Raw genomic sequence first — 23,548 nt, 5'->3', positions numbered from 1 at the left:
CGATGGTGACAACTATCGCGCTTGGGCACTGAAGGTGTTCCCCGCGCCAGCGGGGATAAACCGCCTTTGACCTTTACCCCCATGCCTCACCCCGTGTGTTCCCCGCGCCAGCGGGGATAAACCGTCGATCCGGCGCTGTAATTGATGTAGCGCTAAGTGTTCCCCGCGCCAGCGGGGATAAACCGGGCTGATAAAAACGGGGACGGCAGGAATAACAGTGTTCCCCGCGCCAGCGGGGATAAACCGTCGGACGCGGATTGGGCTTTCTGCATGTACTCGTGTTCCCCGCGCCAGCGGGGATAAACCGTCTATAGCCCTTTTCATGTTGAATTCAAAGTCGTGTTCCCCGCGCCAGCGGGGATAAACCGCGCCGATCACCGTTGAGATTGACGGGAAATACGTGTTCCCCGCGCCAGCGGGGATAAACCGATATCTGGATCTTTGTGCCCTGAGACTTTTCAGTGTTCCCCGCGCCAGCGGGGATAAACCGGTTGCGTTGAGAATTAGATCAAATGCCCCAGGCGTGTTCCCCGCGCCAGCGGGGATAAACCGTTTAAACACAATACCCGTGATCTGGAGTGGGAGTGTTCCCCGCGCCAGCGGGGATAAACCGCCGATCAGCGAGAACGCCGTATTATTGGTGATGTGTTCCCCGCGCCAGCGGGGATAAACCGGCACCATGTTAAAACCCCACTTGTTGCGTGACGTGTTCCCCGCGCCAGCGGGGATAAACCGCAATACGGCACATCCTACGGCTGGGGTTATGAGTGTTCCCCGCGCCAGCGGGGATAAACCGGTAGGGAATCCCTTGCGCAAGCTTGTGCTGCTGTGTTCCCCGCGCCAGCGGGGATAAACCGGCATGATGAAAGTCGATTTCTCAAAAGAGGCAGTGTTCCCCGCGCCACCGGGGATAAACCGGCTAGGCGGAACTTGGGCCCGTTACGATAGGCGTGTTCCCCGCGCCAGCGGGGATAAACCGTTTGGAGTCCAAAGCCGCAGCGCAAGCGACTGGTGTTCCCCGCGCCAGCGGGGATAAACCGCTATCCTCGGAAAGCACAAATCTGATGCTTACGTGTTCCTCGCGCCAGCGGGGGCACAGGCAGCCAATACAAACAGCGCATTAGCAGATCTTACAACGGACATTTTCACCGCCGCAGTTACCCATTGATAATCCGGAACATAATAACTTTATTATTACTTACCCCAGAAAGGCCCATTGCTAACTGAATCCCTGAGCAACAGTTCGGAGGTAAAAACATTGTTTTTTGATAAGTATCCGCCGTCGAGCATGGAAATCAGCCGGTCAATCACTTCATTCATCATAGCGCTAACCGGATCTTTAACGCTGGATAACGCGGGGGTTAGGTACGGGGCGGTTGGAACGTTATCGAAACCGATAACAGAGACCTTACTGGGTACGGCAATGCCCGCCTGGTTTAATTGCTTGATGGCACCAATCGCCATGTCATCATTGCTGGCGAGTACTGCGCTAAAGGCGATCTGCTGGTCCAGTAGGGACTTCATGGCTGCGGCACCGCTGGTCGGCGTCCATTTTCCCTTGACGATCAGGCTTTCCTGCAGCGCAATATCATAACGGCTTAACGCTTCTTTATAGCCAGACAGCCGTTCGATGGCCGTTGGCGAATCCAATGAACCGGTAATGAACGCAATATCGCGGTGGCCTTGCTCAATCAGGTGTTTTGTTGCGTTAAAACTGGCACCTTTATGGTCGCAGCAAATACAGTGGCTTTGATGTTTTCTTAGCCTGCGGTTAACGACCATTATGGGCTGTTTATATTGCTCAATAATCTCATCCATTACATCGATGGATAAGAAACGCGGGTAGATGATAATGGCGTCGCAGCGTAAATCGAGCAGGAATTGGATCGCCTGGTGCTCTTCCTCGGCGCTGTGTTTCCCATCCACCAGAATGAGCTGGCGCCCATTGTTTTCCAGCTTTTGCGCCGCCTGAGAGATCAACTCGCTAAAGTAATTACCGTTGTAGAGCGTATTGGTCACTACCAGGCCAATACATTGCGACTTATTGGTCGCCAGATTTCTCGCCAGCAAATTAGGGCGATACCCGGTCTCTTCGATAGCTTTGTATACCTGATCTTTGGTTGCTTCGCTGACGTATCCTTTACCGGAAAGAACACGTGAAACAGTGGCTTTTGATACGCCCGCTTTCTTGGCCACTTCCTGCATGGTAGACATAGGTATTTCCAGGCTTTTTAAAATTATCCACATTCTATACTCTAAATAATTCGAGTTGCATGTAGGCGGCAAGACCGAGAGTCGCCAGGAGCATAGCTCACTATGTGACTGGTACGAACGGACGTAGCCAACACCCATGCAACTTGAAGTATGACGAGTATATACCCAAAGTAGATAGGCAGGCACAACCCAAACGCTGTACCTGCCTGATTATACCGTCGCCATTCAAGCGGTGGCGATGCATCGGAGCCTGCTCTCAAGAAGCGTTGCTAGCGTCTTACAACGCTAAGTCGACCACGACACGCCCCTCAATCTTACCGGCGTGCATACGGGCGAAAATATCGTTGATGTTGCTCAGTGGCTCAACGGAGATATTCGCTGCCACTTTATGACGCCCGGCAAAATCGAGGGCTTCCTGCAGATCTTTGCGGGTGCCGACAATCGAGCCACGCACGGTAATGCCGTCTAACACCATATTAAAGATCGACAGATCAAAGGTACCCGGTGGAAGCCCATTCAGCACCATGGTGCCGCCTCGGCGCATTGTCCCGATGGCTTGCGCGAAGGCTTTAGGCGATACCGCGGTCACCAGCACACCGTGCGCACCCCCGAAGCTTTCATGGAATACCTTCGCCGGATCGACATTTTTCGCATTCGCCACCACGCTGGCACCAAGACGTTTGGCAAAAGCCAATTTATCGTCGTCAATGTCCACCGCCGCCACATTCAGCCCCATGGCAACCGCATACTGGATCGCCATATGCCCAAGCCCACCAATACCGGAAACTACCACCCAGTCGCCGGGTTTGGTTTCGGTCATTTTCAGGCCCTTATACACCGTGACGCCAGCGCACAGGATCGGCGCGATTTCGTTGTATGCAACGTTATCCGGTAGGATGCCGACATAGTTGGCGTCCGCCAGGCAATATTCAGCAAAACTGCCGTTAACCGAGTAACCGGCGTTTTGCTGTGAGTGGCACAGGGTTTCCCAACTGTCCAGGCAGTGCTCGCAGTGGCCGCAGGTGGAGTACAGCCATGGTACTCCAACACGATCCCCCTCCTTGATATGTTTCACGCCTTCACCCACTGCGACCACATAGCCCACTCCTTCATGGCCGGGGATGAACGGCGGCTGCGGCTTGACCGGCCAATCGCCCTCGGCGGCGTGCAGATCGGTATGACAGACGCCGGTAGCGACAATCTTCACTAACAGCTGGCCCGGTCCTGCTTTAGGGATTGGTACCTGCTCAATCACCAGAGGTTCACCAAATGCTTTAACCACAGCGGCTTTCATCGTATTCATCTTTTCGTCCTTAAAAGTAGAATGGCTTAGAACAGGCCTAACGGTGCTGTGCCATAGCTGACCAGCAGGTTTTTGGTTTGTTGGTATTGGTTTAATGCCATTTTGTGGGTTTCACGCCCGACGCCCGATTGCTTATAGCCTCCGAACGCTGCATGAGCAGGGTAGATGTGATAGCAGTTGGTCCAGACGCGGCCAGCTTTGATGTTGCGCCCCATGCGATAAGCCAGATTGGCATCACGGGTCCATACGCCCGCTCCCAGGCCAAACTGGGTCTGATTGGCGATAGACAGGGCTTCTGCTTCGTCTTTGAAGGTGGTAACACCGATCACCGGCCCAAAAATTTCTTCCTGGAAACAGCGCATCTGGTTATCCCCTTTGATCAGCGTGGGCTGGATATAAAAACCGTTATCCAACGCAGGCGTGATGCTGGCCTTCTCACCACCGACCAGGATCTGCCCACCTTCATTACGGGCGATGTCGATATAAGAGAGGATTTTGTCAAACTGCTGGCGGGAAGCCTGTGCACCAATCATGGTGTCTGTATCCAGCGGATCGCCACGGCGAATGTTTTTGATTTTTTCCATCACCCGCTCCATGAACGGAACATAAATCGACTCGTGGATCAGAGCACGGGAAGGGCAGGTACAGACTTCACCCTGGTTAAAGAAACCGAGTACCAGGCCTTCAACCGCTTTTTCGATAAACTCCGGTTCAGCGTCCATCACATCGGCAAAATAGATGTTTGGTGATTTGCCACCCAGTTCCACCGTGCATGGAATAATGTTCTCTGCTGCACAGGCCATAATGTGGCGGCCAACCGGCGTTGATCCGGTGAAGGCAATTTTGGCGATACGCTTGCTGGTTGCCAGCGCTTCGCCCGCCTCGCGGCCATAGCCCTGAACCACATTCAGCACACCAGCGGGAAACAGATCGCCGATAAGCTCCATAAGCAGCGTGATGCCCAGCGGTGTCTGCTCAGCCGGTTTCAGCACCACGCAGTTGCCCGCTGCCAGGGCCGGAGCCAGCTTCCAGGCGGCCATCAACAGAGGAAAGTTCCAGGGAATGATCTGGCCGACTACGCCTAACGGCTCATGGAAGTGATAGGCAACGGTGTGCTCATCAATTTCTGCCGTGCTGCCTTCCTGTGCTCGCAGGCAACCGGCAAAGTAACGAAAGTGATCGATAGCCAGCGGCAGGTCCGCGTTGAGCGTTTCGCGGATCGGCTTCCCGTTGTCCCAACTTTCCGCGACCGCCAGGTATTCCAGATTGGCTTCGATACGATCGGCTACCTGCAGTAACAGAGTAGAGCGATGTTGTACGCTGGTTTTCCCCCAGGCTTCAGCGGCCAGATGGGCTGCATCCAGCGCAGCGTTAATATCCTGGGCATCGGAGCGTGGGAACTGTGCAATGTCACTGCCATTCACAGGCGAAGTATTCATAAAGTATTGACCGCCCAGCGGTTCTACGAATTTGCCGCCAATATAGTTGCCGTAAGCCGCTTTGAAAGAGACCAGTGCATCAGGCGTACCGGGATGTGCGTAACGCATTGCAAACTCCTTATAGAGGTTTCGATGTCAGAGTGTGGCAACCGCCAAGTCAACTTTTCCTCGGGTGGTCTTGCGGTTACGTCATAACTAATGCACCCGCTGTGCCACTCTTTTTGTTGGGCTGGTTTAAAATTAAAATGTGATTTAAATCATTAGGTTAAATTTATCTGTATTATCGGGGCGGGGTACAAAGAGAACGATGTTTGCCATTTGTGTTGCAAATCGCAACACAGATAAAACTTAATTGCTACAATATTGCAACAATGTCCGGGCAAAGATGAGGTCACCAATGCGTGGAAATTCGTCAGCCACCAACATATCCATCACTGGCAATACGCCGCTACTTAATGAGTCCTGGTTTCGCAGCGAGCTCTATGGCTTAGATCGTATGGCTGATGATTTTCCTCGTATTCGTCAAGCAGAGCTTGCCGATGTTCTGGCGAATAACGCCGCGCTACAACAGTTTGCCCAACCTGCGGTTAAAGCCCTGGCAGATAAAATTGCCGACAAGCAAGCCGTGGTGATCCTCTCCGATGCTAGCGGTCTGATACTGAACTCCTTTGGTGATATGCGGGCTCTGCAAAAAGCCCAACGCTTTGCCCTGGCCCCCGGTAATTTGTGGAGTGAGTGTGGCCGTGGGACCAATGCGATTGGTACCGCGCTGGCCATTGATGACGGCTGTGAAATCTTCGCGCATCAGCACTATCTCACCAGCAATCACGGGCTATATTGCGCCGCAATGACGCTGCAAACACCAAACGGGCAGATTGCCGGTGTGTTGGATATATCTGGGCCAGCACATTACCCCCATCCCTACACGCTGGCCTGGATCAAAGAAGCGGCAAAGCAGATAGAGTCTTTATGGATTAAGCAGAGTTTGCTCCCGGATCAGTGGTTGATGAGTCTGCATCCACAGGCGCATGGAATAGACAAGGTTGAGGAACTGCTACTTATTTTCTCAGACAATGTGCTAATGGCGGCGAACCGCCTGGCGATGCGCGAGCTGCATATCGCTGCCGACCGTTTTGGCTCACTCACTTTCCAGCAACTTTTTCCCGATGCTGAGCAGCAAGCAAACGCTATTCCGCTGCCGATCCTCTCTTATCTCCGCCAGCGTTATTTTTTCCGCCTGCGCGCCCCAGCTCGAACTCACTTTGCGGCAACGTCGGCGGTCGCGTCAGATCTTTCCCTTTCCCTCTGTATAGACACCAATAAACTGGTGCGGTTGATGAATGCAGGGGTGTCTTTGTGTATCCATGGTGAGACCGGCAGCGGCAAGGAGTATGTCAGCCGAGCGCTCCATCAGCAAAGCAAGTGGCGAGAGGGTAAATTTGTTGCCATCAATTGCGCGGCTATTCCGGAAACGCTGATTGAATCCGAGCTGTTTGGCTATCAACCGGGTGCATTTACCGGTGCTAGCAAGAATGGTTACATCGGTAAGATCCGTGAGGCGGATGGGGGAGTGCTGTTTCTGGATGAAATTGGCGATATGCCGTTAACGCTGCAAACCCGTCTTCTGCGAGTGCTACAGGAAAAAGAGGTAGCACCGCTCGGTTCCAGCCGTAGCTGGCCAGTCAACTTTGCGGTTATCTCTGCCACACACCGCGATCTCAACCAAAGGGTGGCCGAAGGCGAATTCCGTGAGGATTTATATTACAGGCTGCAGGAATTTTCCTTAACGTTGCCCCCGCTGCGTGAATGGCCTTCATTGCCCCTTTTCATTACCCAACTGTGGCGGGAACTGGGCGGTGTGAAACGTGGCATCCTGCTTACCCCAGAACTGCAGGAAACGTTGGCGAATTACAGCTGGCCGGGCAATGTGCGTGAATTAAGAAGTTTGCTGAAGGTGTTGCTCGCCCTGGCAGACGACGATGAGGTGCTAGACTGCCAGGCGTTACCGGAAAAATATCGGCTTGAGCAAGTCATGCCGCAGATTGCCCTGCATCAGCATGATGAACGCGTGATTGCAGAAACGCTTGGGCGCTATAACGGTAACGTGACTAAAACGGCTCAGGCGCTGGGAATTGCTCGCAGCACGCTTTATCGACGCGCCGCCCGAGAAAAGCGCTAAGGTACGTTGCTCCGGCTTACTGGGGTAAGTATTGCGTATGGTTTAGCGCTTTCGCGCTGCACTGCACTGCATTTTGACGTGAGTAAACGTCTGCCATCGATCAACACCTTTCCAACTATTCCCCTTCCCCGTTCCCAAACAGCACCCTTTGTACCCTTTCAGCACGTAACATTAGGCTGTGTCCCTTAATTGCACGTGAGCGCCGCTGGTAGTCATTTGCGCGCAGGGCAAGGCGTGAGCCGCGAGGTTTGGTGGACCAAATAAGCGGCGAACAACGCCGCAATGCGCGTAAATGGCCCCAGCCCGTAGGGTCGCGCCCCAAAAGCCCGTTCTCTGTGTTGTCGGGTTTGAACAGAGGGCCACTCTGCCCTTCACCCTCCGCCTTGATAACGGGCTTTTGGGTCTGCGACGGCACCACGGGCAATTAAGGGACACAGCCTAGTTTCTGGTACGCCTGCTATCGAGATGCTAATCACAAAAAAAACAACCAAAAAAAATATAAATTGATATTTAGTTTAAATATAAACAATCTTATGTGAAACCGGTTACCTATCTATGAGAGTTGTCCTCATGTCTAAGAATTATGCGGCGGTATCACAAGCAATAGTGGATGCAGTTGGAGGGGCGAGTAACGTCGCCGCGGTGACGCACTGCATGACGCGGCTGCGCTTTGTGCTCAACGACGATAGCGTTGTCGATAGCGCCAGGCTGAAAGCCATTAGCGGCGTGCTCGGGGTGGTTAGAAGCGAGAACCAGTGTCAGGTGATCATCGGCAACACGGTTTCTCAAGCTTATGCAGAAGTGCTGAAACTGCTGCCTGAAGGGGCGGTGGGGCAGCAACCTGCGCCAGTGAAAAACAGGATCACCTTGAAACGCATCGGCGCCGGGATCCTGGACGCGCTGATCGGTACCATGTCACCGCTTATCCCGGCCATTATCGGCGGATCGATGGTGAAACTGCTCGCGATGATCCTGGATATGACCGGTGTATTTGGCAAAGGCTCCTCGACGCTTATTATTCTTAACGTTATCGGCGATGGTGCATTCTTCTTCCTGCCGGTGATGGTTGCCGCTTCCGCCGCCATCAAGTTCAAAACCAACATGTCGCTGGCTATCGCCATTGCCGGGGTTCTGGTTCACCCAACCTTTATCGATTTGATGGCCAAAGCAGCGCAGGGGCAACAGGTTGAATTTGTCGGCCTGCCCGTTACTGCGGTGAAATATACTTATACGGTAATTCCGGCGCTGTGCATGACCTGGTTACTCTCCTACATTGAAAAATGGGTCGATCGCATCACGCCAGCCGTGACCAAAAACTTCCTCAAACCGATGCTGATTGTGCTTATCTCCGCCCCCATCGCTATCATGCTGATTGGCCCACTGGGCATCTGGATCGGTAGTGGTATTTCTGCGCTGGTCTTCACCGTACACAGCTACCTGGGCTGGTTATCCGTCGCGATTATGGGCGGATTATGGCCGCTTCTGGTGATGACAGGGATGCACCGTGTGTTCACCCCAACCATCATTCAGACTATTGCAGAAACCGGTAAGGAAGGCATGGTAATGCCGTCAGAGATCGGTGCCAATCTCTCGCTGGGCGGTTCATCGCTGGCGGTTGCCTGGCGAACTAAAAATCCTGAACTGCGCCAGACGGCATTAGCCGCAGCGGCGTCAGCCATCGTGGCCGGGATTTCAGAACCTGCACTGTACGGTGTGGCGATACGCCTGAAACGCCCACTTGTTGCTGCGCTGATCAGTGGTTTTGTCTGTGGTGGCGTTGCGGGAATTGCCGGTTTGGCAAGCCACTCGATGGCTTCACCGGGGCTATTCACCAGCGTACAGTTTTTCGACCCGTCAAACCCAATGACCATAGTCTGGGTATTTGGCGTGATGATCCTGGCGGTTGTGCTTTCCTTTGTGCTCACGCTGCTACTGGGATTTGAAGATATTCCGGTCGAAGAGGCGGAAAGTGAAAAAGCCAGGCCTGCACCCGCATTATCTGTGTAACCTGTTGTAAAAAAACCATTAAGAAGAGGTATCTTATGCCAGCATCTGTTTTCCCCGCAGATTTTTTATGGGGTGGTGCGTTAGCTGCCAACCAGGCTGAAGGCGCTTATCTGGAAGGCGGCAAAGGGCTGACGACGGTTGATATGATCCCTCACGGTAAAGCGCGGCTGGCAGTAAAACTGGGCCAGGAAAAGCGCTTTACCTTGCGTGAAGATGAGTTTTACCCCAGCCATCTGGGTATCGATTTTTATCATCGTTATAAAGAGGACATAGCCCTGATGGCAGAGATGGGGTTCAGCGTATTTCGCACCTCAATCGCCTGGAGCCGTATTTTCCCTAATGGTGACGAAACGGTGCCCAATGCGCAGGGTATCGCCTTTTATCGCGACGTTTTTGCCGAATGCAAAAAGTACGGCATCGAGCCGTTGGTCACGCTGTGTCATTTTGATGTGCCGATGCATCTGGTGCGTGAGTACGGTTCGTGGCGCAACCGGCAAATGGTGGGGTTCTTCACCCACTACGCCCGTACCTGTTTTGAAGCCTTCGACGGGTTGGTGAAATACTGGCTGACGTTTAATGAAATCAATATTCTGCTGCACAGCCCGTTTTCCGGTGCTGGGCTGGTGTTCGAAAAGGACGATAATCAGGAGCAGGTGAAATATCAGGCCGCTCACCACGAACTGGTGGCGAGTGCGCTGGCCACCAAAATTGCCCATGAGGTTAACCCAAAGAATCAGGTTGGGTGCATGTTGGCGGGGGGGAATTTCTACCCGTGGTCGTGCAAGCCTGCAGACGTGTGGGCCGCGCTAGAAAAAGACCGCGAAAACCTGTTCTTCATCGATGTTCAGGCCCGTGGGGCTTATCCTTCCTACACCAAGCGCCTGTTTAGTGAAAAGGGTATTACTGTCCAGATGGAAGAGGGGGACAGCGAGATCCTCAAAAACAGTGTCGATTTCGTCTCCTTCAGTTACTACGCTTCCCGCTGTGCCTCGGCTGAGATGAATGAGCAGAACAGTAGCGCAGCCAATATCGTCAAATCTCTGAAGAATCCATATGTCGAAGCCAGCGAATGGGGATGGGGAATCGATCCTCTAGGCCTGCGTATCACCATGAACATGATGTATGACCGTTACCAGAAACCGCTGTTCCTGGTGGAAAACGGTTTGGGTGCCAAAGACGAGTTCAATGAGCAGGGTGAAATTGACGACGAGTATCGTATCAGCTATTTGCGTGAGCATATCAAGGCCATGGCAGACGCTATAGGCGACGGCATCCCGGTGATGGGCTACACCTCCTGGGGTTGCATTGATCTGGTCGCCGCTTCCACCGGGGAAATGAGCAAACGCTATGGTTTTGTTTATGTCGACCGCGACGACCAAGGGAATGGCACTCTAGCCAGAACCAGAAAGAAATCGTTCTACTGGTACAAGAAAGTGATTGCCAGTAATGGTGCAGATTTAGGTTAGTGCTCATTGCCCCTCAAATGACCGAGGGGCAACAAATTATTATCGCTTTGGTTATCTTCGGCTGTGAATTGACGAGGAGCTAATAGAAAGGGGCATCAAAGTATGTGCCCCGAGCATTAAGCATCACTGCTGCTGGGTGAGTTTATTGCTGTCGCAACCCGTGCTCTTGCATTCCCTCTCCACACCTTTCAGAAAATCGATTCGATTTTTCATAATCTTATTGGAGCAGGAGACGTACAGGAGTGAACCATCGCTGCACTTATCGTCGCGGATTTTCAACCACTGGATTTGCGATTGTTTTAACATCTGTTTTTGTTGTGGGTTCAGCAAACCTATCACTTTCTTATATTCAACATTGAGTTCCTGATCCAGTTGGACCATTTCCAGTGATGCACAATAGGTTTGATCGTAGGCATTACGTGGATTGTCACATCCCCCAGCCAGCGAAGCGGTGGAAACCAACAGTAGTGAACATCCCAAAATTGTTTCTTTAATCACGTTGAACCTCTCCTTGTTTAGTTTTTAACTGTATATACCCGTCGCCCTTCAAGCTGCATGGGTGTTGGCTGCCTTCACTCACCCCAGTCACTTGGTTTACCAAGCTCCTGGGGCTTCGCTCAGTGGCCGCCTACATGCAACTTGAAGTAACTTGGGTATAGACCTTAAACGAATGCTCCTGCATTGGAATAGTTTGGCAAACATTCATTTATGGGGGCATATGGGTAAGCATCCTTCGGTCTAGTGCCTCGGTTGCCGCATACCCATAACTTGCAGTAACTTGGCTATACCGCAGGCGATAAGGAAAACTCACGTTGAACCACACCGAAGATCAACAGCACATTATCCGCTTTCTCAACAAGCAGCACGTGCTCACGCTTTGTGCCGGTAATGGTACAGAGATGTGGTGCGCCAATTGTTTTTACGTGTTTGACGCAGAGCACATGGCGTTATGGTTAATGACCGATTTGCAGACTCGCCACGGTGAGCTGATGCAACAGAATAGCGTAGTTGTTGGCACTATCGCGCCGCAACCCAAGACGGTGGCATTGATCAAAGGTGTGCAATATCGGGGGGTAATAACCCTGCTGGAAGGAGATGAAGCTCTACTGGCACGTGCGCGTTACTGCAAACGTTTTCCGGTGGCGAGGGTGATGAAGGCCCCTATCTGGCAGCTCGATCTGCAGGAAGTCAAAATGACAGATAACAACTTGGGCTTCGGCAAAAAACTGCACTGGCTGTGTTAATGACCAATATAGCTCGCATTATCCGCGGTCGATGACATAAAGGAATATGACATGAGAAACAGAAAGATAGCTGCATTGGCATTGGTAGGCGCCTTCATGTCTTGCGCAATGGCACAAGATAGCGGCGTTTCTTTTTACCATAAGAATTGGGAACTGGCATGTGACAACATCGGGACATGCCGTGCTGCGGGTTACGGTAATGAAGATGAAGCCAGCGGTTCCGTTTTGCTTACGCGTATTGCCGGGCCTGGCACTGTACCAACGGCGGAGGTGACCTTGGCGGACATCGAGTCTGATGGTTCATCCCCGGTAGAAAAACTGACGCTGTGGATTGACGGTAAGTCTGTCGGTGCTGTCAAACCGGCAAAAAACGAGGTTTGGCGTTTATCGGAAAGCCAGACGCTGGCACTTATCCGTGCCGTCAAAGGCAGTGGCAAAGTCGAATTCAAAGGCGGCCCGGCTCCTTTTGTCCTTTCGGGGGAAGGCGCTAGTGCTACATTGCTGAAGATGGATGATGTCCAGGGACGTATCGGCACGCCTGGCGCACTGACTAAAAAAGGCGCACAACCGGAAAGCAGCGTACCAACGGCCATTCCTGCCCCGGTAATTCAAGCGGTTAAGGTAACTAAAGAGCAGGAACGTCCTCTCACTGCCGCAGAAATTGCCGTGCTGAAACCCAAACTGCTGGCAACCCTGAAGGAGGACGAATGCGATCGTCTGCAGTCCCCCCAGGATAATAGCGAGGAGAGTGGGGATGGCATCACACTTACCCCGCTGGATAAACAATATGTGCTTATCTCTGCGCTTTGTTGGCGGGCTGCCTATAACGAAGGTTATGGTTATTGGGTGATCGACAGTGCATTGAAAACTGCCCCGGTATTGGTAACAGATTCCGCTTCCGGCTATGGTCAAGGTGAAATATTCATGGGGCAAAAAGGACGTGGAATAGGTGACTGCTTTGGCACAGCCAACTGGGTATGGGATGGTGAGGTATTCCGTAAAAGTCGCGAATCGACCACCGGTATGTGCCGTTACATTCATTTGGGCGGGACCTGGGATCTGCCGACCTTTGTCGCCGATGTTAAACCCGCAAGGTAGAGCCTCATGATTAAGCTAAAACCGCTCAGCTATTTTAAAGCGGTGGTAGAGCATGGGTCAGTGTCTGCCGCTGCGGAAGTGTTGTATATCGCCCAGCCCCCCCTCAGCAAGGCCCTATCGCAGTTGGAAGAAGAATGGGGGGTCAGGCTGTTCGAGCGTTCCAGCCGGGGTATGGCCCCCACGGAAGCCGGGCATTACCTGTATCAGTGTGCCTGTGCGCTGCTGCAAATGGCAGCAGAAGTGGAAGAGGAGATGCACGCTTTTGGTGAAGGGCAACGGGGCGTGGTTCGCATCGGTACCGTATCGATGGGCATTCCACGGGTAGCGCAGATGATGCAGGCCATACGCCAGCGGCGGCCGGAACTGAGCTTCTCGCTCTATCAGGGGGATACGGGGCATCTGGAAGAGTTGTTGGAGAAACAGCGTATCGATCTCGCATTGGTCCATTTGCCTCTCACCAGCAGCGAAGTACCTATCGTAATGACACCCTTGGCTCATGCCAGCTTTCGCGCGCTATGCCATCCGGGTTCACCCTTGGCCCAGCATTCCACGCTGAGCCTGAAGCAATTGATCCCTTATCCGCTGACGTTGTTGCGGCGTAAATCGGGGTTTGGCGTGTATGAGCAGGTGCTGCAAAGCTTTGCCAAGCAGGGGTTGCAGCCGCAGGTATTTGCCGATGCCAGCGATATTCCGATGATGTGTTACCTGGCGCAGCAGGATATGGCGATAGCCCTGTTGCCAGTTTTACCTAAGGATCGGGTCTGGGAAGGGCTGGTGGCGATCCCGGTGCCGGAATTAGACGCGGTGGCGGACGATCTGGTGATGTTGTACCGCACGCAGCAGGAAAACCGGCCTGCGCTTCGTGCGGTCGTGGAATACCTGAAACAGCCTAACGACGTTTCAGCTCAGGAATAGCTGGCATAATACCGAAGTGCGCCATATCGGCCGGGGCAAATTTGAAGTTGGGATTGTACTTGGCCGGGTCGGTAATAAAATCCGGTTCGGTGCTGCGCCAGGTAAAGAAACAGGTTGGGCAGTGAAACACTGTCCAGGCTCCCGCTACCGGCGAATGGCTGAGAACTTCTGGCCCGGCAGAGGCGCAGCGCGGGCACTGTTCAGGGTGCTGGTTCATCATTTTGTCCTTAATGGCCTGATTTAGCTGCGGCAATCAGAGTTTGTAATTTCCCCACCCATGCCTCGGTGGTCACCGGGTCGCGCAGTTCCTGTGAAAAATGCCCATGCTCTTCCGGTGCCTTTGGTGTTGTGGCATCGATGATCACTTTGCTGGTCATTCCGGCGGGTTGTGAAGCCGGATCCAGTGGCAGGATCGACAGCCCAGGTATTTTGAGCAGATCGTAATCCGGGTTGAATTTGGTAGAGATGGCCCACATCACCTGCGGCAGGTTAAAGGGATCGACCGTCTCATCCACCACGATCACCATCTTGGCGTAACCCAGACCATGGGGCGTGGTAAGTACGCGCATTCCTACCCCTTTAGCAAAGCCGCCAAAGCGGGTTTTGGTAGAAACAATCACGATTAATCCATGGGTATAGAGAGCATTAACCGCGACAACTTCCGGAAAGGCCTGCTTGAGCTGCATATACAGCGGTGCGCAGGTGTTGATGCCCATCATGTAGTCGATCTCAGTCCACGGCATGCCAAGGTAGAGATGTTCAAAGATTGGCTGGCGACGATGCGAGACTTTAGTGATCTCTACCACCGGCATACGGCGTCCACCAGAATAGTGGCCGGTAAATTCCCCGAAGGGGCCTTCTGCTTCCCGCACTCTGGAAAGGATCTTCCCTTCCAGCACAAACTCCGATCCCCATGGCAGATCCAACCCGCTGTATTGGCTATAAACCACCGGGTAAGGCTGGCCATTAAGCGCCGCTGCCATGGCATATTCTGATTGATCGTAGAGGATCGGCATGGCGCCGACGGTGCTGATCATCGGATCATTTCCGATGGTAATGGCGATCGGCAGATCCAGCCCCAATTCTTCTGCACGTTGTAAATGAATGGCAATGTCATGTGCGGGCACGGGTTGCAGGCCAAGGCGGTTGCGGCCTTTCACTTCAATACGGTAAATCCCCACGTTCTGGCTTTGTTCATTATCCTCGAGCGAAGGGTCGCGTGATACCACGCTGGCCTTATCGATGTAAAAACCACCGTCGCCGTGGTTAAGGCGGAACAGGGGCAGAATGTCGAACAGGTTAATATCGTTATCAATCACCACTTCCTGCCAGGGAGCACTATCACGATATTCCACTTCGCCTGGGTAGTTTTGATAACGGCGGACAAACTCGAAGAACTGGCTCTTCAGCGGCGTATTCTTCGGCAAATCCATGGCAATGGCCAGATTTGGCCACGAACCGTGTACGTTCATGGCGATGCGCGCATCATGGTAACCGTGGATATTCTCGAACAGCAGCGCCGGAGAATTTTCGCCCAGTTTGCTGGCCGCACAGGCCGCTGCCGAAATATCCGGTTCGGGCTTAACCTGTTCCTCAATGTGCAACAACTGTTGCTGTTGCTCTAGCGCAGCCAGATAGCTGCGTAAATCGGCATAAGGCATGACGGTTCTCCTCGCGATGGCGTTCAGGATGCGGTTTTCATCATTGTCTGGTGCAAGTGGATCGAGGGAAATGACTTAAAAAATATCGGGGTATAGCTTTTGCGTATGGTTATACTTTGAGCCAACAATACATAGGGAAGGGGAAACACATGGCACGGGTACTGATTACAGGAGCCAGCGGGATGGTAGGGGGTGAACTGTTACGCCTGTTGCAAGCCGACGAGCGGATAACGGCGATTGTTGCCCCCACGCGCAGAGCGCTGGCGGCACATGCCAAATTGCAAAACCCGGTGGGGAGCGATCTGCAGGCGTTGTTGCTTGGCCTGGATCAGCCGGTGGATGTGGTGTTTTGCTGCTTGGGGACCACGCGCAGCCAGGCGGGAAGCGCCGAGGCTTTTCGTCATGTGGACTATCAACTGGCAGTAGACTCCGGGCGCTGCGGGCAGCGCCTCGGTGCGCAGCACTGCCTGGTGGTGAGCGCCATCGGTGCCAACCCCCGTTCCCTATTTTTGTATAACCGTACCAAAGGGCAGATGGAGCAGACGCTGCGTGAACAAAACTGGTCATCTTTGACGGTGGTTCGTCCCTCCATGCTGATAGGGGAACGATCTAAGCCGCGCCTGCTGGAGCAGTTGACCTTCCCACTATTCCGTCTGTTACCCGGCAAGTGGAAAACAGTGGCCGCCAAAGATGTGGCGAAAACCCTGCTGGTACAGGCATTCAACGCTGATCGCGGTGTCAAGATCCTGGAATCTGACCAATTGCATTGCTAGGCTGTGTCCCCCAAAAGCCCGTTCTCTGCGTTATCGGGCTTGAACAGAGGGCCACTCTGCCCTTCGCCCTCCGCCTTGATAACGGGCTTTTGGGTCTGCGACGGCACCACGGGCAATTGAGCAACACAGCCTAGATGCTGATGCAGAGATTATCGGACGCCAGTTCTATATTAGGCGGTAGTTGGTTTTCCATTAGCCATAAATCGAGATGATGGCTGATGTGTGTCAGCAGCGTGCGCCGTGGGTTGAGGCGCTGCTGTATTTCCTGAGCACGAGTGAGATCGTTGTGGTTGCGCGGGGCCTGCGGTTGCGGTGGCAGGCTACAATCCAACACCAGCAGATCGAGTTTTACCTGCTGAAGATAGCGGGCGGTTTCTGGCGGCAGACCTACGGTGTCGGTCAGGTAGGCGAGGGCTTTTCCTGCAGCCTGAATCAGATAACCCTGGGTGATTTTGGAATGAATCAATGGCATCGGAGTGACCTGAAGCCCACCTAATTCCACCGTTTCGAAAGGCTGCAAAGGGGGCTGAAAGGCCAGTATACCGGGGTGTTTGAACAGGTCGTCACAACCCTGTTCGTCGGCCGGGCCGAAAACCGGGATCGAATTTCCGCACCCCCAACGTAAAGGAAATAACCCCTGAACGTGATCCATGTGGTAGTGTGTAAGCAAAAAACGCTGAATTTCCCCCGCTGCAAACCGCTCTTCCAAGGTACTTAATCCCGCATCCAGTAATGTCGTTTCCCCAGCAAATCTGATCATGGCGCTGCAAGGCCGCCGACGGTAGGCTGGTTCACGCCGCGCACGTTGGCACACCAGACAGCCACAACCAAAGGCCGGAACCTGTTGGGCTCCGCCCGTGCCGAGAAAGGTCAGTTGCATGATGGTTTCCTCTGAGTGTTTCCCCTCATCCTTGGTGTATACAGGCTGGATGAGGGGTAACGTTCACAAATACTTCGCCACAAAACTGTCGATATCGCGGAAATCTGCTAGCCGCTCCTGCAGTACCTCACGCTCCCAGTGCCACCACTGGCTACGCTCAATGCGTTCGATCAAATTGTCATCAAAACGCATACCGATTTTCTTGGCCGCCACGCCAGCGACCAGCGAATAGGGTTCCACGTCTTTGGTCACCACGGCCGCACTACCTACTACCGCGCCATTACCAATAGAAACTCCAGGCATTATCACCGCATTGTGGCCAATCCAGACGTCATGGCCAATGGTCACGTGCTGCTCGCGTCGCCAATCGAAGAAGGCCTCATCGTCTTCTCCCAAGCCATAATCTGAAGCCCGGTAGGTAAAGTGATGCTGGGCGATGCGCTGATAAGTTGGATGATTGCCGGGGTTGATACGCACATAAGTGGCAATGGAGACAAATTTGCCAATCGTGGCGTAGAAGATCTGGTTATGTCCGGCGGTATAGGAGTAATCCCCCATTTCGACTTCTTCCAGAATCGCGTCATCGGCTAGGTGAACATATTGACCGAGTTGGCAGCGGTTCAGTGTTACATCTTTGCCAATTTTGGGTTGGGCCAGCAAGCTCATAAAAGGGTGTCCTGTGGTTGTTTTGCCATTAAAGCCAGCAGCATATTGAAGGTGTGTTCAAGATCGCCGTTGTTGTCCAACAAACGGCAACCGGCTGGCAGGGTGTGCTGATAATCCGCTGCACGGATCAGACGCTGTTCAACCTGGGCTGCCGTTTCGCGCCCACGCTGCGTCAACCGTTGGCGCAGGACTTCAGGGGCAACCTGTAAACAGACCGGCAACAGCTGTGTGCCGTAGCATTGCAACGCCTGCGGCAGGTGGGCCCGGGAACCATTCACTACCACGTCGATCCCCTGCCGTAACCACAGGTCAACCTCGATACCCAAGGCGTAATAGTGGCCGTGTGCCTGCCAGTTCAGGGCGAATAGCCCTTTGGCGCGGCGACGCAGGAATTCCCGTTCGCTTAGGGCAATATGGTTCTCGCAACCGGCATCTGCCGAGCGGGTGATATACCTGTGGGCCACCAGTGGCCCATGGCTATCTGCACTGAGCCGCTCGAGCAGGCTATCTTTTCCTGCCCCGGAGGGGCCCATCAGATAGATAAGACGCGCCATCAGTACACCTGCCTGCCTTGGCACCAGACTTTCTGCACATAGATATGTTCACCGTGTGGCTTGGCCAACACCAGATCCGCACGCAGCCCTTCGGCGATCAGCCCGCGATCCTCTAAGCCTAAAGCACGTGCCGGATTACGGGTGATCAGTTGTACCGCCTGTGGCAAGGTGAAGGCATTGCGTTCATCCGCGGCAAGGCGGAACGCCGCATCCAGCAGGCTGGCGGGGTAATAATCGGAAGAGAGGATATCCAGTACGCCAAGCGCCGCCAGATGATGGGCCGCCACGTTGCCGGAATGCGAGCCGCCACGCACGATGTTGGGGGCCCCCATTAGCACCTGCAAACCTTGTTGGTGCGAGGCTCGGGCGGCGATTTCGGTGGTGGGAAATTCAGCAATTACGCTGCCCAGGGCGCAAGATTCGGCAACGTGCTCGGCGGTGGCGTCATCATGGCTGGCCAGGGCGATGTGGCGTGCCCGGCAATGGGCGGCTATCCCTTCGCGGTTCGGCGTGGACCAGCGTTCGGCAAGGCTAACTTGCTGCTGCTCAAACTCGCTCATCTGCTGGTCATTGAGGTGATATTTTCCCTGATAGTATTCGCGGTATTTCTCGCGTGAGGCGAACTGGCGCTGGCCCGGCGAATGGTCCATCAGCGAAACCAAAGAGACGCCCGGCTTATCCATTAACTGCTCGAACAGCGCTAAGGTAGTTTCATTGGGTAACTCGCAGCGCAGGTGCAGCCGATGTTCCGCCCGGTTAACCCCGGAAAGCTGGCTGTGGATCACTGCGTCGATCATTTTTTGCAGGTTTTCCAGCCGATGCCCGCCGTCGCGCACATCGCCAATTGCCACCGCATCCAGCACCGTGGTGATGCCGTTGGCGACCATCAAAGCGTCGTGACTGCTCATGGCCGAATGGGCTGGCCAGTCGACGTTGGGGCGCGGGGTGAAAAATTTGTCCAGATTGTCGGTATGCAGTTCAATCAGCCCTGGCAGTAACCAGCCACCTTCGCCATCCAACGCTTGCGGTAACTGACTCGGGGTATCGGCAAAGCTGCGGATTATGCCGTCGGTGACTTCTATGGAGCCAGAGACAATCTGATCTTCCAGCAGCAGTTTGACGTTATTGATAATCATAAGGTCTCCAGAGCCTGTGGTGCCTGCATACTGTGTAATCGGTCAGCAACCCGTTGGCGGTTGCCTTCATCATGGAAAATGCCCACGATGGCCGCACCACGCTGTTTGGCCTGCTCGATCAGGTTAACCACCGCTGCGCTATTGCGGCTGTCGAGGGACGCGGTCGGCTCATCCAGCAACAGGATGGGGTAATCCTTGATAAAGCCCCGGGCGATGTTCACCCGCTGTTGTTCACCGCCGGAGAAGGTTGAAGGAGCCAACTGCCACAGGCGTTGCGGCACGTTGAGCTGGCTGAGTAGGGCTTCCGCCCGTTCGCGGCATTCGTTGCGGCTGACACCCGACTCCAGTAACGGCTGCATGACCACTTCCAGTGCGCTGATACGCGGTATCACACGCAGAAACTGGCTGACCCAGCCGATAGTGTGGCGGCGCACTGCCAGGATTTGGCGTGCTTCGGCCCGTACCAACTCGACCCATTCGTTCTGGTGATTGACCCAAATATGGCCGCTGTCGGGTTGATAGTTGGCATACAGTGAACGCAGCAGGGTTGATTTACCGCTACCGGAATGGCCGTGCAGCACCACGCATTCGCCGCTGTGGACGGTAAGGTTGGCATCCTGCAGCACCGGCAGGCGTGTGCCGTGTTGCTGGTGCAGTACAAAGGTTTTACTCAGGTGTTCAACCCGGATTTTAATCGTCATTATGTCACCTGTGTTACGACAGCACTGAAGAGACCAGCAACTGGGTATAAGGATGGTGCGGATCGTCCAGCACCCGGTCGGTAAGGCCGCTTTCCACCACTTCACCCTGTTTCATCACCAACAAACGGTGCGCCAGCAGGCGGGCGACACCCAGATCGTGGGTCACGATCACCGCTGCCAACTGCATTTCCACCACCAAATTGCGCAACAGATCCAACAGGCGTGCCTGCACGGAGACATCCAGCCCGCCGGTGGGTTCATCCATAAACACCAGTTTGGGGTGCGTCACCAGATTGCGGGCGATCTGCAGGCGTTGCTGCATGCCGCCGGAGAAGGTGGTGGGCAGGTCGTCCAGACGGGAGACCGGGATCTCCACATCTTCCAGCCATTGGCGGGCTTGCTGGCGGATCTCGCCGTAGTTGCGCTGGCCGATGGCCATCAACCGTTCGCCGATGTTGCCTCCGGCAGAAACCTGTGGCCGCAATCCATCGAGCGGGTGCTGGTTTACCACTCCCCAATCGGTACGCAGCAGGCGGCGGCGGTCGCTCTCTGCCATGGCATACAGATCCTGTTGCTGCCCCTGTTGCGAGCGGTAAAGGATCTGCCCCTGCTGCGGAACCAGACGGGCGGAGATCGACTTGAGTAGGGTGGTTTTACCTGAACCGGATTCGCCGACGATGCCTAGCACTTCACCGGGATAGATATCGAACGACACATTGCTGAAACCCTTGCCCGGTGCATAAAGGTGGGTGAGGTTATTGACCGTCAGCAACGGCGCAGAACTTAACGGAGCGGAAATCATCAGTGCTGCGCCTCTTGGTTGAGTTGTTGCTGGCAGAAATCGGTGTCTGAGCAGACGAACATGCGGCTGCCTTGATCGTCGAGTACCACTTCATCCAGATAGCTGTGCCGTGAACCGCACAGCGCACAGGGCTGATCCCACTGCTGCACGCTGAATGGATGATCGTCAAAGTCCAGGCTCTCTACTTTGGTAAACGGCGGCAGGGCATAAATGCGCTTTTCGCGCCCGGCCCCGAATAGCTGTAGCGCAGGCATCATGTGCATCTTCGGGTTATCAAATTTCGGGATTGGCGAAGGGTCCATCACATAGCGGTCGTTAACCTTCACCGGGTAAGCGTAAGTAGTGGCGATATGGCCGTAGCGGGCGATATCCTCATACAGCTTCACCTGCATTACGCCATACTCCTCCAGCGCGTGCATCTTGCGCGTTTCGGTTTCACGCGGTTCGATAAAGCGTAATGGCTCAGGAATGGGAACCTGATAAATCAGGATCTGGTCCGCCTGTAATGCCGTTTCGGGGATGCGGTGGCGGGTCTGGATCAGCGTTGCTTCCGGTGTGCGCTCGGTGGTAGCTACACCGGCGACGCGCTGGAAGAAGCGGCGGATCGACACTGCGTTGGTGGTATCGTCCGCGCCCTGGTCGATCACTTTCAGCACATCGGCGCGGCCAATGATGCTGGCGGTGATTTGGATACCGCCAGTACCCCAGCCATAAGGCATTGGCATTTCGCGGCCACCAAATGGCACCTGGTAACCGGGGATCGCCACCGCTTTCAGGATGGCGCGGCGGATCATACGCTTGGTCTGTTCATCCAGATAACCCAAGTTATAGCCGGTCAATACTTCACTCATGGCGCGCCTCCTGAGGAGTGGCAAACTCTTGCTGCAACCGTTTGAGCAGTTCCAGTTCGGCCTGAAAATCGACGTAGTGCGGCAGTTTAAGGTGGGAAACAAAACCGGCGGCCTCCACGTTATCGGCGTGGGCCAGCACAAACTCTTCATCCTGCGCCGGGCCAGCCACGTTCTCACCGTGTTCGGCGGTTTGCAGGGCGCGATCCACCAACGCCATCGCCATCGCTTTGCGCTCGGAACGGCCAAACACCAGCCCGTAGCCTCGGGTGAAATGCGGGGGATGATCCGGTGGGTCAACAAAGCCGTTGACCATTTCGCATTCGGTCAGCAGGATCTCGCCGATGTCGATGGCAAAGCCGAGTTCTTCCGGCACCATCTCAACCGTGACGTAACCGCTGCGGATCTCCCCGGCAAACGGATGATTACGGCCATAGCCACGCTGGGTAGAATAGCTCAGTGCCAGCAGGAAACCTTCATCGCCACGCACCAGTTGCTGTAGCCGAGCCGAGCGGGAGCAGGGGTAAACCGGCGGGGTGCGGGTGATATCGTCCGGTATGCTGCCATCGTCCCGTTCTGTTTGTGCCAACTGCTGCTGGCACAGTAGATCAAACACATGGGCGCAGTTTTCCGGTAACGGTTCGTCGGCCTGTGGTTGTTGTAGCGTTTCTCCCTCCGCCAGTAGGGCAAAATCCAGCAGGCGATGGGTGTAGTCATAGGTCGGGCCAAGCACCTGGCCGCCGGGCAAGTCCTTATAGACCGCCGAGATGCGCCGTTCCAGCCGCATATTTTCGGTAAGCAATGGCTCACTGATCGCCAGCCGTGGCAGGGTGGTGCGATAGGCCCGCAGCAGAAAAATCGCCTCTACCAGATCGCCGCTGGCCTGCTTGATTGCCAGCGCCGCCAGTTGGCGGTCATAAATGCCGCCTTCCGTCATTACCCGCTCGACCGCCAGCCCAAGCTGTTGGTCGATCTGCGCTGCGCTGAGTGCGGGGATACTTTCGTCACCACGGCGCAGGCTTTCCTGTAATTGATGGGCCGCCTCAATCGCTTTTTCGCCCCCTTTTACCGCAACGTACATCAGCACTCCTCCACGCGGGTGGTTCGCGGGATCGCCAGCAGGCGCTCACCACAGGTCAACAAAATATCCAGGCCAAGCGGGAAGCGCTGTGGCCGGTCGAGTAAGTAATCCAGTAATGCGGGTGGCAGCAGTGGGCTGACTTCGCGGTATTTTTCAACCCCAGGGCCGGAAAGGCGTAACGGGTTTCCACCTGCCAATGCGCTAATCTGTACTACCAGCGTGGCGCTGAACTCCGGCGATATCTCGCTGCCGTGAGGTAATGCGGCTAAGTCCTCGGCTTGCAGTTGGTGGTCGTACAGTGCCAGACAGATATCCTCTTGCTGGGTAGCCAAAGGTGCACCGGTATGGAAGCGAGTGTTAGTTAGCACTTGCTCACTGCTTAGTGAGGCACAGAGATAAAGTGGAGTTTCCTGATCTGCCAACGTCAGCAACACGGCGGTGCTGGCGGCGTTCAGTGCGCCCCAGGCCGGACCACTTTGCAAGTTCACTGCTACGCCGGGTTCGCTTAACGCTTTTAAAATCAACCTGAAAGCCTGTTGCGATTGTTCAATCGGTTGGTTAAATCCAGCCAAAAGCGTCAT

22 protein-coding genes and 1 CRISPR repeat array (1 of these 23 only partly in view) are annotated in these 23,548 nt (G+C 54.5%); of the genes, 7 read left to right on the top strand and 15 right to left on the bottom strand.

The genetic code is table 11. The annotated features are described in order from the left end of the window. Positions 1 to 1,101: direct repeats of the CRISPR family, unit length 29 nt; unit sequence GTGTTCCCCGCGCCAGCGGGGATAAACCG; it reaches 2,286 nt to the left of the window's first position. Between the two features lie 93 nt (positions 1,102 to 1,194). The 3 genes from SAQUA_RS21140 to SAQUA_RS21130 form a co-directional block, all read right to left on the bottom strand. Continuing rightward, entirely contained in the window at positions 1,195 to 2,214 is a 1,020-nt protein-coding gene (locus SAQUA_RS21140; RefSeq protein ID WP_380671762.1) for a LacI family DNA-binding transcriptional regulator, read from the bottom strand. A 277-nt stretch (positions 2,215 to 2,491) separates the two neighbouring features. Further along, a complete protein-coding gene (adhP, locus tag SAQUA_RS21135) occupies positions 2,492 to 3,517 on the bottom strand; it encodes an alcohol dehydrogenase AdhP (protein WP_380671764.1) in 1,026 nt (341 codons plus the stop codon). 26 nt (positions 3,518 to 3,543) lie between these two features. Next, the gene (locus SAQUA_RS21130; RefSeq protein ID WP_380671766.1) at positions 3,544 to 5,064 is read right to left on the bottom strand and encodes an aldehyde dehydrogenase family protein; all 1,521 of its coding nucleotides are present in this window, start codon (positions 5,062 to 5,064) and stop codon (positions 3,544 to 3,546) included. Positions 5,065 to 5,353: 289 nt separating this feature from the next. On the opposite strand from SAQUA_RS21130, the gene SAQUA_RS21125 reads away from it, so the two are divergent. The 3 genes from SAQUA_RS21125 (at position 5,354) to SAQUA_RS21115 (ending at position 10,608) form a co-directional block, all read left to right on the top strand. Next, on the top strand, positions 5,354 to 7,135 hold the full coding sequence (locus SAQUA_RS21125; protein ID WP_380671768.1) for a sigma-54-dependent Fis family transcriptional regulator: 1,782 nt from the start codon (positions 5,354 to 5,356) through the stop codon (positions 7,133 to 7,135). 570 nt (positions 7,136 to 7,705) lie between these two features. Beyond that, positions 7,706 to 9,142, top strand: a complete 1,437-nt coding sequence (ascF, locus tag SAQUA_RS21120; RefSeq protein WP_380671770.1) for a PTS cellobiose/arbutin/salicin transporter subunit IIBC — start codon at positions 7,706 to 7,708, stop codon at positions 9,140 to 9,142. Between the two features lie 35 nt (positions 9,143 to 9,177). After that, positions 9,178 to 10,608, top strand: coding sequence for a 6-phospho-beta-glucosidase (locus SAQUA_RS21115; RefSeq protein WP_380671772.1), 1,431 nt, complete (start codon positions 9,178 to 9,180; stop codon positions 10,606 to 10,608). A gap of 123 nt (positions 10,609 to 10,731) precedes the next feature. Here SAQUA_RS21115 and SAQUA_RS21110 read toward each other — a convergent pair whose 3' ends face one another. After that, a complete protein-coding gene (locus tag SAQUA_RS21110) occupies positions 10,732 to 11,106 on the bottom strand; it encodes a lysozyme inhibitor LprI family protein (RefSeq protein ID WP_380671774.1) in 375 nt (124 codons plus the stop codon). 314 nt (positions 11,107 to 11,420) lie between these two features. Here SAQUA_RS21110 and SAQUA_RS21105 point away from each other — a divergent pair, with 314 nt between their 5' ends. The 3 genes from SAQUA_RS21105 to SAQUA_RS21095 are packed head-to-tail and all read left to right on the top strand — an operon-like array spanning position 11,421 to position 13,865. Next, positions 11,421 to 11,852, top strand: a complete 432-nt coding sequence (locus tag SAQUA_RS21105) for a YhbP family protein (RefSeq protein ID WP_380671776.1) — start codon at positions 11,421 to 11,423, stop codon at positions 11,850 to 11,852. A 51-nt stretch (positions 11,853 to 11,903) separates the two neighbouring features. After that, positions 11,904 to 12,950, top strand: a complete 1,047-nt coding sequence (locus tag SAQUA_RS21100) for a DUF1176 domain-containing protein (protein ID WP_380671778.1) — start codon at positions 11,904 to 11,906, stop codon at positions 12,948 to 12,950. A gap of 6 nt (positions 12,951 to 12,956) precedes the next feature. Next, on the top strand, positions 12,957 to 13,865 hold the full coding sequence (locus SAQUA_RS21095; RefSeq protein WP_380671780.1) for a LysR family transcriptional regulator: 909 nt from the start codon (positions 12,957 to 12,959) through the stop codon (positions 13,863 to 13,865). Here SAQUA_RS21095 and SAQUA_RS21090 read toward each other — a convergent pair. Next, on the bottom strand, positions 13,840 to 14,085 hold the full coding sequence (locus tag SAQUA_RS21090) for a non-oxidative hydroxyarylic acid decarboxylases subunit D (protein ID WP_380671782.1): 246 nt from the start codon (positions 14,083 to 14,085) through the stop codon (positions 13,840 to 13,842). The two genes, SAQUA_RS21095 and SAQUA_RS21090, sit on opposite strands and share 26 nt — an antisense overlap. Before the next feature lie 7 nt (positions 14,086 to 14,092). Next, a complete protein-coding gene (locus SAQUA_RS21085) occupies positions 14,093 to 15,526 on the bottom strand; it encodes a non-oxidative hydroxyarylic acid decarboxylases subunit C (RefSeq protein WP_380671784.1) in 1,434 nt (477 codons plus the stop codon). Positions 15,527 to 15,675: 149 nt separating this feature from the next. Here SAQUA_RS21085 and SAQUA_RS21080 point away from each other — a divergent pair, with 149 nt between their 5' ends. After that, positions 15,676 to 16,299 (top strand): NAD(P)H-binding protein, encoded by a 624-nt coding sequence (locus SAQUA_RS21080; RefSeq protein WP_380671786.1) that lies wholly within the window; start codon positions 15,676 to 15,678, stop codon positions 16,297 to 16,299. A gap of 130 nt (positions 16,300 to 16,429) precedes the next feature. On the opposite strand, the gene phnP is transcribed toward SAQUA_RS21080, so the two are convergent. The 9 genes from phnP to phnH all read right to left on the bottom strand — a co-directional run bounded on the left by phnP (position 16,430) and on the right by phnH (position 23,548). Further along, positions 16,430 to 17,179 (bottom strand): phosphonate metabolism protein PhnP, encoded by a 750-nt coding sequence (gene phnP, locus SAQUA_RS21075; RefSeq protein ID WP_380671788.1) that lies wholly within the window; start codon positions 17,177 to 17,179, stop codon positions 16,430 to 16,432. Positions 17,180 to 17,242: 63 nt separating this feature from the next. Next, on the bottom strand, positions 17,243 to 17,845 hold the full coding sequence (locus SAQUA_RS21070; RefSeq protein WP_380671790.1) for a DapH/DapD/GlmU-related protein: 603 nt from the start codon (positions 17,843 to 17,845) through the stop codon (positions 17,243 to 17,245). Then, positions 17,842 to 18,399: a ribose 1,5-bisphosphokinase gene (phnN, locus tag SAQUA_RS21065; protein ID WP_380671792.1), complete on the bottom strand. Its 558-nt coding sequence runs from the start codon at positions 18,397 to 18,399 to the stop codon at positions 17,842 to 17,844. Before phnN ends, SAQUA_RS21070 begins: the two co-directional genes overlap by 4 nt. After that, on the bottom strand, positions 18,399 to 19,535 hold the full coding sequence (gene phnM / locus SAQUA_RS21060; protein WP_380671794.1) for an alpha-D-ribose 1-methylphosphonate 5-triphosphate diphosphatase: 1,137 nt from the start codon (positions 19,533 to 19,535) through the stop codon (positions 18,399 to 18,401). Before phnM ends, phnN begins: the two co-directional genes overlap by 1 nt. Further along, positions 19,532 to 20,236 carry a phosphonate C-P lyase system protein PhnL gene (gene phnL, locus SAQUA_RS21055; RefSeq protein WP_380671796.1) on the bottom strand — a complete coding sequence of 235 codons (705 nt, stop codon included), beginning with the start codon at positions 20,234 to 20,236 and terminating at the stop codon, positions 19,532 to 19,534. Before phnL ends, phnM begins: the two co-directional genes overlap by 4 nt. Positions 20,237 to 20,249: 13 nt before the next feature. After that, positions 20,250 to 21,038, bottom strand: a complete 789-nt coding sequence (gene phnK, locus SAQUA_RS21050; RefSeq protein ID WP_380671798.1) for a phosphonate C-P lyase system protein PhnK — start codon at positions 21,036 to 21,038, stop codon at positions 20,250 to 20,252. Then, complete coding sequence (locus SAQUA_RS21045; protein ID WP_380671800.1) at positions 21,038 to 21,889, bottom strand: alpha-D-ribose 1-methylphosphonate 5-phosphate C-P-lyase PhnJ; 852 nt, start codon at positions 21,887 to 21,889, stop codon at positions 21,038 to 21,040. The genes phnK and SAQUA_RS21045 overlap by 1 nt, the downstream gene beginning before the upstream one ends. After that, the gene (locus tag SAQUA_RS21040; protein ID WP_380671802.1) at positions 21,882 to 22,967 is read right to left on the bottom strand and encodes a carbon-phosphorus lyase complex subunit PhnI; all 1,086 of its coding nucleotides are present in this window, start codon (positions 22,965 to 22,967) and stop codon (positions 21,882 to 21,884) included. Before SAQUA_RS21040 ends, SAQUA_RS21045 begins: the two co-directional genes overlap by 8 nt. Continuing rightward, complete coding sequence (gene phnH, locus SAQUA_RS21035) at positions 22,967 to 23,548, bottom strand: phosphonate C-P lyase system protein PhnH (RefSeq protein WP_380671804.1); 582 nt, start codon at positions 23,546 to 23,548, stop codon at positions 22,967 to 22,969. The genes SAQUA_RS21040 and phnH overlap by 1 nt, the downstream gene beginning before the upstream one ends.

The organism is Serratia aquatilis (genome assembly GCF_044865145.1).
GTDB lineage: Bacteria > Pseudomonadota > Gammaproteobacteria > Enterobacterales > Enterobacteriaceae > Chania > Chania aquatilis.
This window is presented reverse-complemented; position numbering and strand designations above follow the sequence as displayed.

Excerpts from the sequence above, each read along its gene's own strand:
- SAQUA_RS21125 (WP_380671768.1), top strand. The coding sequence starts at position 5,354 with ATGCGTGGAAATTCGTCAGCCACCAACATATCCATCACTGGCAATACG.
- phnL (WP_380671796.1), bottom strand. The coding sequence starts at position 20,236 with ATGACGATTAAAATCCGGGTTGAACACCTGAGTAAAACCTTTGTACTG.
- phnH (WP_380671804.1), bottom strand. The coding sequence starts at position 23,548 with ATGACGCTTTTGGCTGGATTTAACCAACCGATTGAACAATCGCAACAG.
- adhP (WP_380671764.1), bottom strand. The coding sequence starts at position 3,517 with ATGAATACGATGAAAGCCGCTGTGGTTAAAGCATTTGGTGAACCTCTG.
- SAQUA_RS21115 (WP_380671772.1), top strand. The coding sequence starts at position 9,178 with ATGCCAGCATCTGTTTTCCCCGCAGATTTTTTATGGGGTGGTGCGTTA.
- phnP (WP_380671788.1), bottom strand. The coding sequence starts at position 17,179 with ATGCAACTGACCTTTCTCGGCACGGGCGGAGCCCAACAGGTTCCGGCC.
- SAQUA_RS21080 (WP_380671786.1), top strand. The coding sequence starts at position 15,676 with ATGGCACGGGTACTGATTACAGGAGCCAGCGGGATGGTAGGGGGTGAA.
- SAQUA_RS21070 (WP_380671790.1), bottom strand. The coding sequence starts at position 17,845 with ATGAGCTTGCTGGCCCAACCCAAAATTGGCAAAGATGTAACACTGAAC.
- SAQUA_RS21090 (WP_380671782.1), bottom strand. The coding sequence starts at position 14,085 with ATGATGAACCAGCACCCTGAACAGTGCCCGCGCTGCGCCTCTGCCGGG.
- phnN (WP_380671792.1), bottom strand. The coding sequence starts at position 18,399 with ATGGCGCGTCTTATCTATCTGATGGGCCCCTCCGGGGCAGGAAAAGAT.
- SAQUA_RS21095 (WP_380671780.1), top strand. The coding sequence starts at position 12,957 with ATGATTAAGCTAAAACCGCTCAGCTATTTTAAAGCGGTGGTAGAGCAT.
- SAQUA_RS21045 (WP_380671800.1), bottom strand. The coding sequence starts at position 21,889 with ATGAGTGAAGTATTGACCGGCTATAACTTGGGTTATCTGGATGAACAG.
- SAQUA_RS21130 (WP_380671766.1), bottom strand. The coding sequence starts at position 5,064 with ATGCGTTACGCACATCCCGGTACGCCTGATGCACTGGTCTCTTTCAAA.
- SAQUA_RS21140 (WP_380671762.1), bottom strand. The coding sequence starts at position 2,214 with ATGTCTACCATGCAGGAAGTGGCCAAGAAAGCGGGCGTATCAAAAGCC.
- phnK (WP_380671798.1), bottom strand. The coding sequence starts at position 21,038 with ATGATTTCCGCTCCGTTAAGTTCTGCGCCGTTGCTGACGGTCAATAAC.
- SAQUA_RS21040 (WP_380671802.1), bottom strand. The coding sequence starts at position 22,967 with ATGTACGTTGCGGTAAAAGGGGGCGAAAAAGCGATTGAGGCGGCCCAT.
- SAQUA_RS21100 (WP_380671778.1), top strand. The coding sequence starts at position 11,904 with ATGAGAAACAGAAAGATAGCTGCATTGGCATTGGTAGGCGCCTTCATG.
- SAQUA_RS21085 (WP_380671784.1), bottom strand. The coding sequence starts at position 15,526 with ATGCCTTATGCCGATTTACGCAGCTATCTGGCTGCGCTAGAGCAACAG.
- phnM (WP_380671794.1), bottom strand. The coding sequence starts at position 19,535 with ATGATTATCAATAACGTCAAACTGCTGCTGGAAGATCAGATTGTCTCT.
- ascF (WP_380671770.1), top strand. The coding sequence starts at position 7,706 with ATGTCTAAGAATTATGCGGCGGTATCACAAGCAATAGTGGATGCAGTT.